The 15,869-nt window shown below is 42.4% G+C and carries 15 protein-coding genes and 1 pseudogene; 4 read left to right on the plus strand and 12 right to left on the minus strand.

Translation table 11 applies throughout. The annotated features are described in order from the left end of the window. Window positions 1–29: 29 nt before the first annotated feature. From QZZ35_RS04955 to QZZ35_RS04970, 4 genes are all read right to left on the minus strand, one after another. Window positions 30–932, minus strand: coding sequence for a PSP1 domain-containing protein (locus QZZ35_RS04955; RefSeq protein ID WP_291236399.1), 903 nt, complete (start codon window positions 930–932; stop codon window positions 30–32). 4 nt (window positions 933–936) lie between these two features. Then, window positions 937–1,926, minus strand: a complete 990-nt coding sequence (gene holB / locus QZZ35_RS04960; protein WP_291236400.1) for a DNA polymerase III subunit delta' — start codon at window positions 1,924–1,926, stop codon at window positions 937–939. Between the two features lie 61 nt (window positions 1,927–1,987). Further along, a complete protein-coding gene (locus QZZ35_RS04965) occupies window positions 1,988–2,584 on the minus strand; it encodes a guanylate kinase (RefSeq protein WP_291236401.1) in 597 nt (198 codons plus the stop codon). Then, the gene (locus QZZ35_RS04970) at window positions 2,556–3,956 is read right to left on the minus strand and encodes an aminotransferase class I/II-fold pyridoxal phosphate-dependent enzyme (protein ID WP_291236402.1); all 1,401 of its coding nucleotides are present in this window, start codon (window positions 3,954–3,956) and stop codon (window positions 2,556–2,558) included. The genes QZZ35_RS04965 and QZZ35_RS04970 overlap by 29 nt, the downstream gene beginning before the upstream one ends. Window positions 3,957–4,104: 148 nt before the next feature. Between QZZ35_RS04970 and QZZ35_RS04975 the strand changes: the two genes are divergently transcribed. After that, complete coding sequence (locus QZZ35_RS04975; protein WP_291236403.1) at window positions 4,105–5,484, plus strand: MATE family efflux transporter; 1,380 nt, start codon at window positions 4,105–4,107, stop codon at window positions 5,482–5,484. Window positions 5,485–5,790: 306 nt separating this feature from the next. After that, window positions 5,791–6,951: a hypothetical protein gene (locus QZZ35_RS04980; RefSeq protein ID WP_291236404.1), complete on the plus strand. Its 1,161-nt coding sequence runs from the start codon at window positions 5,791–5,793 to the stop codon at window positions 6,949–6,951. Window positions 6,952–7,015: 64 nt separating this feature from the next. On the opposite strand, the gene trmL is transcribed toward QZZ35_RS04980, so the two are convergent. The 6 genes from trmL to QZZ35_RS05010 all read right to left on the minus strand — a co-directional run bounded on the left by trmL (window position 7,016) and on the right by QZZ35_RS05010 (window position 12,769). Further along, the gene (gene trmL / locus QZZ35_RS04985) at window positions 7,016–7,513 is read right to left on the minus strand and encodes a tRNA (uridine(34)/cytosine(34)/5-carboxymethylaminomethyluridine(34)-2'-O)-methyltransferase TrmL (protein ID WP_291236405.1); all 498 of its coding nucleotides are present in this window, start codon (window positions 7,511–7,513) and stop codon (window positions 7,016–7,018) included. Further along, complete coding sequence (locus tag QZZ35_RS04990) at window positions 7,514–8,698, minus strand: aminotransferase class I/II-fold pyridoxal phosphate-dependent enzyme (RefSeq protein WP_291236406.1); 1,185 nt, start codon at window positions 8,696–8,698, stop codon at window positions 7,514–7,516. Beyond that, window positions 8,695–9,186 carry an Lrp/AsnC family transcriptional regulator gene (locus QZZ35_RS04995; protein ID WP_291234417.1) on the minus strand — a complete coding sequence of 164 codons (492 nt, stop codon included), beginning with the start codon at window positions 9,184–9,186 and terminating at the stop codon, window positions 8,695–8,697. The genes QZZ35_RS04990 and QZZ35_RS04995 overlap by 4 nt, the downstream gene beginning before the upstream one ends. A gap of 1 nt (window position 9,187) precedes the next feature. Then, window positions 9,188–10,189, minus strand: a complete 1,002-nt coding sequence (locus QZZ35_RS05000) for an AIR synthase family protein (RefSeq protein ID WP_291236407.1) — start codon at window positions 10,187–10,189, stop codon at window positions 9,188–9,190. 124 nt (window positions 10,190–10,313) lie between these two features. Beyond that, the gene (locus tag QZZ35_RS05005; protein ID WP_291236408.1) at window positions 10,314–11,057 is read right to left on the minus strand and encodes a 3'-5' exonuclease; all 744 of its coding nucleotides are present in this window, start codon (window positions 11,055–11,057) and stop codon (window positions 10,314–10,316) included. Continuing rightward, window positions 11,051–12,769: a B12-binding domain-containing radical SAM protein gene (locus tag QZZ35_RS05010; RefSeq protein ID WP_291236409.1), complete on the minus strand. Its 1,719-nt coding sequence runs from the start codon at window positions 12,767–12,769 to the stop codon at window positions 11,051–11,053. Before QZZ35_RS05010 ends, QZZ35_RS05005 begins: the two co-directional genes overlap by 7 nt. Before the next feature lie 152 nt (window positions 12,770–12,921). Between QZZ35_RS05010 and QZZ35_RS05015 the strand changes: the two genes are divergently transcribed. Together QZZ35_RS05015 and QZZ35_RS05020 are read left to right on the plus strand one after the other, a co-directional pair. Further along, window positions 12,922–13,794 (plus strand): radical SAM protein, encoded by an 873-nt coding sequence (locus tag QZZ35_RS05015; RefSeq protein WP_291236410.1) that lies wholly within the window; start codon window positions 12,922–12,924, stop codon window positions 13,792–13,794. Window positions 13,795–13,808: 14 nt separating this feature from the next. Continuing rightward, complete coding sequence (locus QZZ35_RS05020; protein WP_291236411.1) at window positions 13,809–14,222, plus strand: hypothetical protein; 414 nt, start codon at window positions 13,809–13,811, stop codon at window positions 14,220–14,222. Between the two features lie 73 nt (window positions 14,223–14,295). Here QZZ35_RS05020 and QZZ35_RS05025 read toward each other — a convergent pair whose 3' ends face one another. Beyond that, window positions 14,296–15,657 carry an MATE family efflux transporter gene (locus QZZ35_RS05025; protein WP_291236412.1) on the minus strand — a complete coding sequence of 454 codons (1,362 nt, stop codon included), beginning with the start codon at window positions 15,655–15,657 and terminating at the stop codon, window positions 14,296–14,298. Between the two features lie 26 nt (window positions 15,658–15,683). After that, window positions 15,684–15,869 (minus strand): annotated as a pseudogene (locus QZZ35_RS05030) (serine acetyltransferase); the annotation flags it as partial.

Raw genomic sequence — 15,869 nt, forward strand, 5'->3', positions numbered from 1 at the left:
TATAGAATGTCCCGGCTGTTTTCATTCCTTTATAACACTGAGCCGCTGCCGCGTCTCTCCATAGCCTCCAGCTGTTTTAATTCCTCATCATTAATATTCAAGCGCTCTTTCTTGCGTTTTGGACGGAATTTCAACTGTGAAACCGGATACTCCTTGATTTCTTTCTCATCATTATCCAGAGTCACAACAATCTTCACTAACTGACGAAGCACGCTGACACTGGAAACTTCACCCCGAAATCCATCCACCGTTGTAACTTTGTCACCGATTGCCGGGAGCTTGCTGTTCAGATATTCGTAAGTTTCTTCCTCATTCTTCAGACAACACATTAAACGGCCGCATACACCGGAAATCTTCGTCGGATTCAACGAAAGATTCTGCTCCTTTGCCATCTTAATCGATACCGGTGCAAACTCTGAAAGATGGGAATGGCAGCACAACGTACGACCGCATATGCCGATTCCGCCAAGAATCTTTGTCTCATCCCGCACACCGATCTGACGCAATTCTATACGTGTCTTAAAAACAGAGGCCAGATCCTTTACAAGCTCACGGAAGTCAATACGCCCATCTGCTGTAAAATAAAAAAGAACTTTATTATTATCAAAGGTATACTCCGCATCAATGAGTTTCATCTCAAGATTATGTTTGGCAATCTTTTCAAGGCATATCTTAAAAGCTGCCTTTTCTTTTTCTTTATTCTTCATCTCAATCTCATCATCCTCAGGAGTAGCCACACGAATGACCTGCTTGAGAGGCTGAACGACCTTGTCCTCTTCTACTTCCCTTGGGCCTGTCAAAACAAGACCATACTCAACGCCCCGGGCTGTTTCCACAATAACATGCTGGCCGACTTCGATATCAAAATCAAGCGGATCAAAATAATAAATCTTACCTGCCTGACGAAATCTAACGCCAATTACTTTTATCATTTTACTAATTCTCCTTCATTGCAAGCAGCATCATCTCCATGGTCACATCGAAATTTACATTCGCAGCCAGACGTGCCTTTGCCCGCTCCAGCGATTGTATAATTTCATTCAGTCCCTCATATGACGAACGATTTGCCTGTTCCATAAGAAAACGATACTGATCTTTATAGACGATCGCATTGGCATCCTTTGTAACTTTCAGAATCAGTACATCCCGATACCATACCATCATCATGTCAATCACATCATTAATATCTGTTTTATAAGCACTGAGCCGTTTAACCGCCTCAATCACTTCATATATATCCATCTCATGAATATTCTTTACTATATTAAATACATAATACTGAAGATCGTTAAAATCCTCAGACAAAGCCATGTCGATTGCCTTTCCCACGACACCCTGAGAAAAGGCCGCACATATACGTGCCTTATAATCCGGCACTCCGTATGTGTCCACAAGAAAATCTGTGATTTTATAATTATCCACCGGTTTCAGATGAAAAACAATACATCTTGAAAGAATAGTCGGAAGCATGCTCTCCAGATTGTTCGTCAAAAGCATGATAATCCCATATGACGGCGGTTCCTCAATCGTTTTGAGCAAAGCATTCTGAGCCTGCTCATTCATCTTTTCAGCTTCATCTACAATATAAATTTTATATTTACTGCTATATGGTTTAATCGCCATATCACTGTTAACCTGTGTACGGATATCATCCACACTGATCGTTGCCGGCTTTTCATGAGTCACCCATTTCACATCCGGCTGGTTTCCTGTATCCATCTGATGGCAGGAGCGACACATATTGCAGGAATCTCCATACCCAGCCTCACATTCCAGTGCCTTCGCAAAGGCCTTTGCCAGCATATTCTTTCCGCTGCCGTTCGGACCTTCAAAAATATAGGCATGGGATATTTTTTTATTTTTTAGAGCTGTAGACATATGCTGAATAATCTGCTCATGACCAATAATATTTTTAAAGTTTGACATAGTGTGCCACCTCCCCATTTTCTTTTTTTAGTATATCATATTTCTGACTGAATTACGATACCTATACATTTCGGAATTTTAAAATATCTTTTCGTATGTCATTCAGACATTGTTCAATATCAATATTTTCATAGATCCTATCTATTTCACATGCAGCCATCTTCTCTTCTGAAAAATCCTGGGCATCTGCCAGAAAACGACGGCACATCTCGGCATATCCCGGCTCTTCCTGCTGCCTTTCTCTCTCGAGAGCTCTTTCAAGACGAAGTCCGTCTTCCACATGGATATAAAGTGGAATAACATTCGCCTTTCCAAAATAGGTGCGGATCTTTTGATAAGATTCAAGCGTACCGATAATAATACTGTCCTGATTCAAAGAAAAGTTGACCTGTCCATCATCCACTGTAAAATAGCTCCATATGCCATGTACTGTGGAATAATCTCTGCGCTCGATAACTTTACCTTCCTTTTGAAGTTCTTCCAGTCTCTGTGCGGTCACAAAATGATATTCCACACCTTCCTGCTCGCCTTCACGCATCGGCCGTGTCGTGTAAGACACAACCCTTTTAAGGTCAAGATTCTCATCCTGTGTCAGTTTTTTAAAAATCGTATCTTTTCCGGATGCACTCTTACCCATGATGCAAAATAACTTTGACATTCCCATTCTCCTTCACATATCCGCCATGGACGTCAAGTCCGCAATTGACAAAGTACTGTATTTGTTTAATCTGATTCACTTGTAACACTTCTCCCGGAACAAGAAGCGGTATTCCGGGCGGATACAAATAAAGATAGTCTCCGAGAATTCTTCCTTCTGCCTGACTTAGAGGAATCATATCCGCAGGCATATTAACTGCCTCATCAATCTCCATCTGACGTTCCGGAATACAGATATTCTCGGTAATGAGACATTTTTTCTTCTCACAAATCTCAGCGTCAATTGCTTCCAGTGCCTGTGCCAGGCGCTCGAATCCTTCCTCCGTATCTCCTACCGTCGTCATGGCCAGAACATATTCCGATGATACCATCTCCATCTGCAGACCATACACATCCCGAAGCCGATCATACAATTCGCGTCCACTCATAGACGATCCCACTGTCCCGATCACAAACTTTCCCCAATCAAATGCGTCTTGCGGTTTATATAGATACAAGTGTTTCATGTGTGTCAGTCTTTGTCTTAAACTCTGTATTCTCTTCGAATATAAGTCAAATTCTTCTCTGCCCCACTCCTCTAACCAGGTCAGACACAAACTAACAGAAGCCATAAGTACATACGAAGGGCTCGATGTCTGATAAATCGACAGCATTCTCCGAATTTTCTCCCTGTCCACCAGAGAACCGTTCACATGCATCAAAGCCGTCTGGGTGAGGGCCGGCATCGTTTTATGAAGACTCTGAATGACCACATCTGCCCCACAGGACACCGCATCGTCAAAGCCAATCCACCTCAGATGCGCCCCATGCGCCTCATCGATCACACACGGTATGCCTCTCGCATGAACCGCCTCACAAATGCCCCGAACATCTGACAAAACACCTTCATATGTAGGAGATGTCAGAAAGACCGCACAAATATCCGGATACTGATCCAGTTTCTCCTCCACTTCCCTTCGGCTTAAGCCCCGGTAAATACCAAGAGAAGGGTCCATCTCCGGCCAGATATAAACCGGTCTCAGACCGTTAAGTTCGATACCATGATAAACGCTCGTATGACAGTTTCGTGCAACCAGCACACGACTGCCTCTTTTTGTCACACCTGCAATTGCCGCAAGTATGCCGCCGGTACTCCCGTTGATCATCATATGCGTCTCACTCGAACCATAAAGATCAGCTGCCCGTTCTTCTTCTTGTTTTAATATGCCTTCCGCATCATGAAGGTTATCAAAACCATCAATCTCTGTCAAATCAAATCGATAGGGATCCATCATTGACAGCTTATGCCGTTTATGCCCCGGCATATGAAACGGATAAGCCATGCTTTTACTATATTCAATTAATCTGGTATAAAGATTTTCTCTGTCATTCATATCTGCCGCTCATTCTCCTCAAACAGAACCATCATATCATAGATGTTTTTCTTTTGCAACGAAGTCTCTGACCCATCCTTGTTTTTAACAACCAACTATGATATTATAGTCTGAATGTCATTATTTCAACACAAAGGGGTCTTAAAAAATGAATTCGAATGAATCGAACAAACTTGGTACAGAAAGTGTCGGACGACTTCTGTTTGAGCTGGCACTGCCCGCGATCACTGCCCAGGTAATCAATATGCTCTACAATATTGTGGACCGCATTTATATCGGGCATATTTCCGGTATTGGAAGTCTGGCTCTGACAGGTGTGGGACTTTGCTTTCCTGTCATTATCTTAATATCTGCCTTTTCATGCCTGATCGGGATGGGTGGAGCACCGCAGGCCTCCATTCGCATGGGTGAAAAGAACATAAAAGAAGCCGAACATATTCTCGGCAACTGTTTTTCTATTTTAATCATCATGGCCACCATACTGACCGGATTCTTTCTTACTTTCGGCCAGACACTGCTTCAGCTATTCGGCGCCAGCAGCGATACACTGCCTTATGCCATGAGTTATTTAAACATCTATGTTATAGGAACGCTCTTTGTCATGATTTCTCTGGGTCTGAATTCTTTTATTTCCGCTCAGGGATTTGCAAAGATCAGCATGTCAACCGTTATTATCGGTGCTGTTATCAATATTATTCTGGATCCTGTTTTTATTTTCCTGTTTCATATGGGTGTTCAGGGAGCTGCTCTGGCAACCATTATCTCTCAGGGTATATCCGCCCTGTGGGTACTTAAATTTCTAACCGGATCCAAAACCTTATTAAAGATCCGTTTTAAAAATATGAAGCTGTCAAAGAGAATTCTTCTTCCTGTTTTTGCCCTTGGTATGTCGCCCTTCATCATGCAGAGTACAGAAAGTCTCTTAAGCATTTGCTTTAATACTTCTCTGCAAAAATATGGCGGTGATCTGGCCGTCGGATCAATGACTATCCTGGCAAGCTGTATGCAGATTCTGTCTTTGCCTTTGTCAGGCCTTACACAGGGAGCTCAGCCGATTATCAGCTATAATTACGGTGCGGGAAATACGGAACGCGTTCGCCGCACATTTCGCCTGCTTCTGACCGCCTCCCTCACTTTTTCTGTTTTATACTGGCTTTTGAATATGATTGCACCCGGCCTTATTGTCGGTATCTTTGCCGGTGAAGAGGACTTAAAACAAATGGCTTCCTGGGCACTTCGTATCTATTTGGCCACCGGCTTTATGATGGGTATTCAGATGTCTTGCCAGCAGACCTTTGTCGCCATCGGTCAGGCAAAAATTTCGCTTTTTCTTGCTCTGCTCCGTAAGATTTTTCTGCTCATACCGCTTATTTATATTCTTCCTAATTTCTTCGCAGATAAAGTTTTTGCTGTTTTCCTTGCAGAACCGATCTCGGATTTTATTGCTGCATCCACAACATTCATTCTATTTAAACTTCGTTTCAATAAGGTATTGAATATACGCGAAAAAACCGTCAGCAACAGCTAATGTATTCTTTCCCTTGTCTCTGGGGCGGTCATTGTACCGCTCCTTCTTCTGTATATTAACTTTTTTCTTACAATAATGTCAGAAAAATATCACCTTTTCCCCTTTTATTTAATAAAGATTTCATAAAAAACATATACAAAATATGATATAATAATCCGAAGATGCAAAAAAAAACTAGGAGATGATTCTATCAAAAAAAGAATGATTACTCTGTTCTTATCTGTCACAACATGCCTTTTTTTTGTCGGCTGCTCTAAAAGAATTGCTTCAATTCAGACAAACAATGTTTCCACTACGGAAGTCTCAGTGACAGATCGGGAAAGCTATTTGGATAATATTCTTTCAGAAGAGATTATTTTATTAGATAAAGATGAATTTCGCATCACAGCCAACGGCTTTGACGCGTCAGGAGAGAAGGGGCCTGAGATTGATCTTCTCATTGAAAACTATACCGATTCTTCCATTTTAATTTCCGGTTCTTATGACAGAATCAACGGTTATTCTGCCCCAGACAGTTTTCATCCTGTTACCCTTCTCCCTAAAGAAAAAACAACCGGGAAAATAACCTTAGACCGGTCTCAGCTTGATTATCTGGATATACTCGGCAATATTCATTTCCAGTCCATTCTGAACATTACAGATTCCGGGACGAATGAAATAGTGTTCGATTCATGCCCGATCAGCTTATTCCTGAATCTTATTCCCGAAACAGATGACAGTTCCGAATATATTTTAGAAAAAGCCACAATTCAGGAAGAAACTCTCGCAGACACAGACTTGGTAAAAATCACGGCTATCGACCTCAACACGGACGGTTCTTTCGGTCCTGAGCTGAATATAAGGATTGAAAATAAAACTTCAGAACCTTTTTCATTTGACATCGATTCCGGTTCAATCAATGATTACATGGTCGACATGTACTGTGACGCTCCTCTGATTATGCCAGGAACGACTAACACAAAGATTCTGATCTCATCCAATACATTTAAGCAATGCAGCATCACAAACATCTATCGTATGGACTTTTCAATCCGTCTGACCCAAAGCAGTCCGGATTCTTCTTTCTCCTGCTCTTATCCGGCTTCTCTGAAAACAAATCTTCCGGAAGCACCGGATGAGAATCTCAGAACCTCAGGTAACGTTCTGTACGACACAGAGGAACTTCTCATAGCCAACACAGGTATCTACAAAGAAACGCCTGCCGGCTGGGGACTTCTTATGTATATCGAAAACAGAACCGACAAGACGATAACGATTCAGACCAAAGATGTCGTCATCAACGAGAAAAACAGCGATGCCGCTATAAACATTACTCTGCCGCCATACAAAAAAACAGCAGCCGACCTGACATTTTTAAACAGCGAAATTGATACTTCTGATTCAGATCTGGTTACTGCCAAATTTCGACTTTTCATCCGTTATCCCGGTTTTCTCGAAACAACATCCGATTACCAAATTGTCTTTTAATGCACAGGGACAGGTTCCATGGCTCATTATTTCATGAGCCATGGAACCTGTCCCTGTGTATATATCACCAATGCAGGCGATGTAATTCTCCAAACAGCTGCATCTGTTTAAAATTCTGCTGACGCAGTGCCTCATAAAGTACAATTGCAACGGAATTTGAAAGATTTAATGAACGAATATTCTCCAGCATCGGAATTCGAATGCATGTTTGTTCATATTCTACTAAAATTTCCTCAGGAATCCCGGCGCTCTCTTTGCCAAACATAATATAGGCATCTTCTTGAAAATCCACATCTGTATATACATGTTTTGCCTTTGTCGTTGCCATGTACAATTTTCCCTGACTATCCGGATTCTTTTCCAGAAAATCCGCAAAATTATCATACACTGTGACATCAAGATCCTTCCAGTAATCCAGCCCGGCTCTTTTTAGCTGTTTTTCATTAATATCAAAACCGAGCGGTTTAATCAGATGAAGTCTGGAACCGGAAGCCACGCAGGTCCTCCCGATATTACCCGTATTTGCAGGAATCTCAGGCTCTAAAAGCACAATATTTAACACTTAAATCAATCCTTTTTCTTTACGAATTTCTTCCACAAACCGTGCAAGCCGGTCTGTTGCATGTTTTAATTCTTCCAGTGAGTAGGCATAGGATATACGAAGGAATCCTTCACCGCAGCTTCCAAAAGCTGTTCCGGGAACCACGGCCACTTTTTCACGTTTAAGCAGCTCCATAGCAAATTCATCAGAAGTCATTCCAAGCTCTTTTATACTTGGAAATACATAAAAGGCTCCAAAAGGCTCAAAACATTTGAGTCCCATCTTTCTGAATGTATGGACAAGAAACCGTCTGCGCTGGTTGTAGGACTCCTTCATCTGCTTCACATCTTTATCTCCGTTTTTCAATGCCTCGACTGCCGCATACTGACTTGTAGTCGGTGCACACATAATTGCAAACTGATGGATTTTAAGCATCTGCTCCAAAATAATTTTTGGTGCACATGCATATCCCAATCTCCATCCGGTCATGGCATAAGCCTTTGAGAAACCATTGATCAAAATCGTTCGTTCCCGCATTCCCGGCAAAGAGGCAATGGTCACATGTTCCGCACCGTAAGTGAGTTCACTGTAAATTTCATCGGACATCACAAGAATATCCTTTTCAATACAAACTTCTGCGATGGCTTCCAGATCCTCCCGACGCATGACCGAACCTGTCGGATTGTTTGGGAAAGGAAGGATCAACACTTTTGTCTTTGGAGTAATCGCTTCCAGAAGCTCTTCCTTTGTCAAACGGAATTCATTTTTCTCCTGAAGATTAATGATGACCGGTGTTCCCCCGGCAAGAATCGTACATGGCTCATAAGATACATAACTCGGCTGAGGAATAATAACCTCTTCACCAGGGTTAAGTACCGCACGAAGTCCGATATCGATAGCCTCTGAGCCACCGACGGTCACCATGATCTCCTTTTCCGGATCATATTCTACCTGACATCTGCGTTTTAAATAAGCACTGATCTCATTTCTAAGATCTTTGAGTCCTGAATTCGATGTATAAAAAGTACGTCCCCGTTCTAAAGAATAGATACCCTCCTCACGAATATGCCATGGTGTATCAAAATCCGGTTCACCCACACCAAGAGAGATCACTTCCGGATCATTCATCTCTGTCACTAAATCAAAAAATTTTCTGATTCCTGAAGGTTTAATACCTACAGTACGTTCTGCTAAAGGATTTCTCACGGTGTAATCAACATCCTTTCACGCGGGCTCTGAGAAACAAGGATTGTTCCGTGCTCTTTATATTTTTTCAGTACAAAATGGGTTGCTGTGCTGAGTACAGAATCCAAAGGCGATAATTTATCCGAAACGAACATAGCAACTTCCTGCAATGTCTTTCCTTCCAGCATAACCATCAGGTCAAATCCTCCGGAAATCAGATATACCGCATTCACTTCGCTGAAATTATAGATACGTTCCGCAATCTTATCAAATCCCTGACCTCTCTGAGGTGTCACGCGAACCTCGATCATAGCAATAACTTTTTCATTATTCACCTTATTCCAGTTAATCAGTGTGTGGTAACCACATATAATTTTATCCTGCTCCATCTCATAAATAGCTCTTGCCACATTTTCTTCTGTATCTCCAAGGAGAATTGCCAGATCAGCCACACTGACCTTACTGTTCTTCTCCATGATCGTCAGAATTTTCTGTTTTAAATCATTCATTTTATTCATCCTCCAAAAAATTCACCTTGTATAACTCATCCGTCTTCGGCGGTTCGAGATAACGTGTCTCCCCTTCATCATAAATAATGATCTTATCATTATTATCTGTAAATTTACCGACAACAGCACTGTGAATATGGCGTTTGGCCAGATATTCCACCAAATCGTGTCCTCTGTCACATGCAATAAGCATGGAACCGCTGGAAATAAGCTGATAAGGATTGAGATCAAAATATTCACAGATCTCCACTGTCTCCTGCCGCAGCGGAATCTTTTTTAAATCCACCGTCAGTCCGACGCCTCCGGCTGCTGCCACTTCCCAAAGGGCACCGAATATACCGCCTTCCGTGATATCGTGCATAGACGATACGCCAAAATCTCTGGCAGCCATCGCTTCTTTTACAACGGATATATGCTCCAGAAATCCTTTTGCACGATCTACAAAATCCTGACTGTAGTGTTCTTTCAATAGTTTCTCTTTGCCTGCAGCAATAATGGCTGTGCCTTCAAGGCCTACCCATTTTGTCACTACAATATCCTGACCCGGAAGGGCACCTTTCGTAAAGATAACCTGATCTTTTTTTACCTTGCCCACACCTGTAACTGTGACTACCGGCTGATTGACAACCGGAGTAACCTCCGTATGACCGCCCATAATTTCTATATTCAATGATGCACAGGCCGATTCCAACTCTCTCATAAGAGATTTCAAATCAGCCTCCTCGGCATCCGGCGGCAGCAAAATCGTCAATAAGAGGCCTACCGGTTCTGCCCCCGCGCTGGCCAGATCATTGGCCGTCACATGTACGGCCAGTGTTCCGATATCGGAAACTGCACCTGTAATCGGATCTGTTGAAAGCACAAATACCTCATCCGGCGCAAGTTCAAGAACAGCACAGTCCTCCCCCACACCCGGATGGATCAAAACTTCTTCTCTTTTAAATTTTATCTGTTTAAATACGGATCGTTTCAAAACATTCTCCGGTACTTTTCCAATCTTCATATTCAAATACCCCGGATCTAGATGAATGAAACCACAATGCCTGCCAACATTGAAATAATTAATAGAATAACAATCACTCTGGAAATCAATGTCCTCGTTTTTCGATTCATTTATCATCTTCTCCTTACTTATTATATAATCCCCGTCTGCCTGCCGAACGCGGCATCTGACCGTTCTTAAGAATAATGCGGTCGATCATCCGTGAAGCTTCGCTCCTGGTCAGGCTCTCCAGGTCACCATTAATGTCTATTTTATGATATTTTGCTAATTCCTTCAAGTATTCCTTTTGCCGATTTGTCGCAGCCTGGACCTTTTTCTGTTTCCATGCTAAAGGTGTTGCACAAAACAGCTCCTCTGACTCGGCGCCAAAATAATGTTTTAATGTCTGATAAAGTTTCGCTGTAGCCAGTGCGTCATGATAAGCCCGATGCGCCGACGCATTGACAATATTATAATATGTACACAGACTTTCCAGACTCTTTGACGGAAGATCCGGAAGCACTTTTCTAGCAATCTTCAGCGTATCAATGCCTTCTTTTTGAAAATCCATGTAATATTTTTTGGCATATCGGCAGGTAAAACGATAATCAAACATAAGATTATGTCCGATTACCGGATAAGATTCACAAAACTGTAAAAAATCATAAATAATACGGTCTGTAGGACCCGCATCGGCCACCATCTCATTGCTTATTCCCGTGAGTGAACTGACCTCTGCTGAAATCGGCATATCCGGCTTTACAAAATGCATAAAACGGTCCGTCACTTTTCCTTCGACAACCTTGACTGCACCAATTTCTATTATTTCATCCCTATCCGGCGAAAGGCCTGTTGTCTCTAAATCAAAACATACATATGACGTTACCATAATTCCACCTCTTCTGTACGGCTTTTATAGGTAAGCGGATCCCGATTTAAATAATCAAACCATATAAATATATCCGTATCATCCTCGCTTTTTCCAAAATGTTCTATATGTGTCATTCGCTGAATCTGCTTTGTCGTATAGCCTTCATATCCGTCAAAATACTTTCGGCGATTTTCCTCGTTTTTAAAAAATTCCACATACAAATGCTTATACGGATCCTGATCCGATGCCCAGGCCGGACGATTCTTCACATTTTCCCTCAAATAAAGATCATAGGTCAGTATCTGTTTAAATGTGTCCGCCTCTTCGTTATTTTCCAAACAGCTGGTTACAAAATCAAGTAAAATCTCATATCGGGACATTCTGGAATGACTCACCCCATTAAGCCCTCTCGTCTCATAATAGTCTGCCAGACTGCGATACATCTCAAAGGGCGAGTTAAAATTTTTTTCAAGCCAGTCCAGACTGTTTTCAAACTGACGACTGTTATAATAAACCTCTACCATCTCTTCCACCGATTTAAGGACAAGAATCTCCTCATAGGACAGCCATTTTGTGGCCATGACTTCATAAGGCGGTTCCGGCTGATAAATAAGGCCGTAATCTTCCGCTTTTTCCCGCATATAAGAACCTTTGAGAACTTTTAAAAATCCAAGCTGGAGCTGCTCCGGTTTTAATCCGTACACATCATTAAAAGATTGAATAAATCTTTCCAGATTCTCAAAAGGAAGTCCTGCAATGAGATCTAAATGCTGGTGGATATTATGTCCCTCATGGATTTTCTTCACTATCCCGGATAATTTGTCAAAGGATACATATCTGCGTATCTCCTTCAATGTCTCCGGATTCGTCGACTGAACACCGATCTCCAGCTGAATAAGTCCCGGCCTCAGTCCTGCCATAAATTCAATTTCTTCTTCTGTCAGAAGATCCGCCGTTACCTCAAAATGAAAGTTTGTCTTTCCCCTGTCCTGTTTTTTTATAAATTTTAAAATGTCCATCGAATGGTCTCGCCTGCAGTTAAATGTCCGGTCCACAAACTTGACCTGAGGAACCTCCCAGTCAATAAACTGCTGCAGTTCTTTCTTTACAAGATCAATGTTTCTGAAACGCACCTGCTTTTCCACAGATGAAAGGCAATAACTGCACTGAAACGGACATCCCCGGCTTGTCTCATAGTAAATGATCTTATTTTTAAAATCTTCCGGACGTTTATAGACAAATTCCAGACTGCTCATATCCACAAAAGGTCTGGCCTCATGCATATGAACGGTTCCGTCTTCCTGACGATGACCGATCCCCCGTACATCTTCAACAGATATATCACCGTTCCATACAGACATCATCTCCCGGAACGTAGCTTCCCCTTCGCCATACATGATGCCGTCAATAAACTTCCATGAGGAAAGTCTTTCTTCCACATCAAAAGAAACCTCCGGTCCTCCAAGCCAGATAACCGTCTCAGGTGATACCTGGCGGATCCATCCCGCCACCTGACGGACGATTTCAATATTCCATATATAACACGAAAAACAAAGAATGTCTGCATGTTCACGATACAAACTCCTGAAAATCTCCTCCGGATACTGATTAATAGAGTATTCCATCAGCTTTACCTGATTCCCGTAAATACCGCAATTGGCTTTAAGACTATAAACGGCCAGATTAGAGTGAATATATTTTGCATTTATCGCTGTTAAAAGTATTTTCATCTTCTCACCTAAAATTCCTTTATTATTTACCTTACTATATTCTTTTAATTAGTCAATAGTCAAATGAAATAAAGTATGCTATACTACTTACTAACGCAAAAAATTTAGTATACGAACTATCCCTTCGGATAGTTCCGAAAGGAGTTTATATTATGAGATACGAGGGAATTGTCTACCGTCCCCCAAGTGAAGCCCGCAGCCTGATTCTCCAGCTGACAATCGGATGCGCACGCAATGAATGTACTTTCTGTAATATGTATAAAGATAAAAAATTCCGCATCCGTGACCTTGATGAAGTTGTTGAGGATATGATCATGGCGAAAAAATACTACATGTTCGATATCGAACGTGTATTTCTCGCTGACGGTGATGCACTGATCGTTAAGACACGCGATCTGCTTTACATTATCGACAAGATCCATGAAATTCTTCCTACCGTCACCCGAATCACCGCCTACGGTGCTCCAAAAGATATTCTTTTAAAAACACCGGAAGAATTAAAGCAGCTTCACGATGCCGGTCTCGATATGGTCTATATGGGTGCAGAATCCGGTTCTGACAAAGTCTTAAAAGCTGTGAAAAAGAACGCAACTCAGGCAGAGATCATCGAAGCCGGTCTCAAATTAAAAGCTGCCGGGATCAAGTCTTCCATTACACTTATTTCCGGACTTGGCGGTATTGAAAACCTTGAAGAACATGCCATCGAATCGGCCAAAGTTATTTCCGCTATCAAACCGGAATATGCCAGTCTTCTGACATTACTTATTGAACCGGGAACACCGCTCCACCATGAATGGAAATCCGGTAAGTTCCATCCACTTGAAGGACCGGATGCCATCTTTAAAGAAATGACGCTTTTCCTTCAGAATATTGACAGTGAGGGCACTGTATTCCGTGCAAACCATGCATCAAACTACATTCCTCTCGGAGGAACATTTAATAAAGATATTCCGGCTCTTTTAGCCCAGATCGAACGTGCCGTATCCAGCCGTTCCTTCCGCCCGGATACCTTCCGTCAGCTTTAGGAGGTTGATTTTACATGAACAGTCGTCTGCTGTTAAAAATTACAAGTGCGCTCTTATTTATTCTCGGAATACTATCCGCACTTTCTCTTTTTGCAAGTTTTGCGACTTCATTTTATATTTTAGAACAGCTGACCGCATCTAAAGAAACCATGCAGTTTACCCTGTATATTTTAATTTTAGGTCTGGTCGGGCTTATCACGCTTGTACTGCAGTTTATGGCTGCCGTCAAAGGCTGGAAAGCTGCATCCGGAAAAGATTTTCCTGACAGCTGTAAGACTTACGGCCTCATCCTCCTTGTCCTGCAGATTATAAGCATTGTATCAAACTTTATCTTTTCAAATCTGTCAGCAGCACAGATCATCAGCAGCATTATCGGTGTTCTGATTCTGGTCGTATATGTCAAGAGTGCAAATGACCTGATTATTTAAAACAAATTGGGGGAGTCCATGACGCATATGAGTCACGGGCTCCCCTTAATTATTTCGAAATATTTCTCCGGTATCACCTTGTTATATTCTTCAACCACTTTTGCGAACGATATCTGGCATGTGAAAAGGGCAATTTCAGCATTTCATCACAGGTCAGACACAAATAAACAGCCCACACCGGCCATTTAAATATAAAAGCCGTTATAAACCCAAGCGGAATGCATACACACCACAGGGATATACCATCCAGAAGCAGCCCGATCCGGGTGTCACCGCCGGCCCGGAAGGCTCCGACAATATAAACCACATCAACTGCCTGACACAAAACATATGCTGCCATGATCATCATCATTTGACGCACATACCCACTTGCCTCCGGTGTCAGTGACATAAATTGCCGCACAAGCGGACTGACGCACAGCACAACACCGCTTCCGATCACGCCGAGAAGTGCACTGAGCCGCACAAGACGATCTGCATAGATGAGGGCCAGTTCCTCTTTTTTCTCTCCGATCGTACGCCCGAGAATAATAGCCGCCGCATTTGCCACTCCGAGCGTAACGACCATCGCCAGCTGACGTGTCACCTGGGTAATAGAATTGGCTGCAACGGCCGCACTCCCCAAATGTCCGATAATTGCTGCGATCGCCGATATTCCCGTTCCCCATGCCAACTCATTTAAAAGCACAGGCAGCGCATATATACCAAAATCTTTAATCAAAGCCTTCTCATGTCTAAATGCATATTTCCACCGGAAATGGACGATCGGCTTTGATAAAATTGCATACAAAATAACAAAAATAATTTCAGCCCCATGGGCAATCAATGTAGCCAGGGCCGCACCTGCCACCCCCATAGTCGGAGCACCCGCAAGACCGAAAATAAAAACTGCATTAAAAATAATATTAATCAAAAGTGATACGGAATACACAACTGTTGAAATAACGACATGTTCCACACTCCTCATAATATTCAGATAAACGACCGCGGCCGCGGCCATCGGATAAGACCAGGATACAATCTTCAGATAACGTACACCTTCTTCGATGATCGCCTGCTCTGATGTAAAAATCTTCATTAATGTCTCCGGCATCAACTGGGCTGCGGCAAAAAAAAGAATTCCTATGAATACGCCAATACACATGGATATCCCAAGAACCTTCTCAATGGTATCAATATCTTTTTTGCCCCAGTACTGGGCTGTAATGACCGCAGCTCCTGAAGTCAACCCAAATAAAATCAGAGAAAGAATGAAGTAGATCTGCCCTGCCAGTGATCCGGCTGACAGGGCGATCTCTCCAACTTTTCCAAGCATGATCACATCCGCGGATGTGACTGCCACATTAATGAGATTCTGCAGAGCCATCGGCAATACAAGGGCAAACACATTTCTGTAAAACAGAACCTTGTCATCACTAAATCTCTGTCTTCTCATTTTTCAATTATCCTTTCCGAAAATGATTATTCCCACACGTCTTCCTGAGACGGGCCTTTAAAATTCAGTTCCGGTTTCTTTACGGTAACTTTTGTTCTCGGCGGTACCGAACTTGTAATAAAAGCGCCGCCGGCAATAACACACTCTTCACCTATAACAGTTTCTCCGCCAAGGATTGTTGAACCGGAATAAATCGTTACATTATCCTGAAT

The organism is Frisingicoccus sp. (assembly GCA_016298055.1).
In the GTDB taxonomy this organism is placed as follows: Bacteria; Bacillota; Clostridia; order Lachnospirales; family Lachnospiraceae; genus Frisingicoccus.